Source organism: Microvirga pakistanensis, from assembly GCF_004458765.1.
GTDB classification, from domain to species: domain Bacteria; phylum Pseudomonadota; class Alphaproteobacteria; order Rhizobiales; family Beijerinckiaceae; genus Microvirga; species Microvirga pakistanensis.
In genome coordinates, this window is record NZ_SPJX01000053.1 from 1 (window position 1) to 223 (window position 223).

A 223-nucleotide genomic window follows, 5' to 3' on the forward strand; every position below is an offset into this window, starting at 1 on the left:
TGAGCGGCATTGCCCGCGAGCACACGGCGTCTATCGGCACGGAGCGCCGTGAGCGGATCGAGGAGCTATTTCGGGAAGGGAAGGTCAATCTCTTGAGTTGCACGACGACCAGGGAGATGGGCGTCGATCTTGGTGATCTTGAGGCCGTGCTCTGCCGCAACGTGCCGCCCGGAATTGCGAATTACCAGCAGCGAGCCGGCCGCGCAGGACGCCGGGCTCAGGC

The 223-nt window shown here is 64.6% G+C and carries 1 protein-coding gene; it reads left to right on the plus strand.

Going from position 1 to position 223, the window contains the following annotated elements:
* Positions 1-223 (plus strand): helicase-related protein (locus tag E4K09_RS02595; protein WP_134494983.1); only part of this gene is annotated, 223 nt, incomplete at both ends.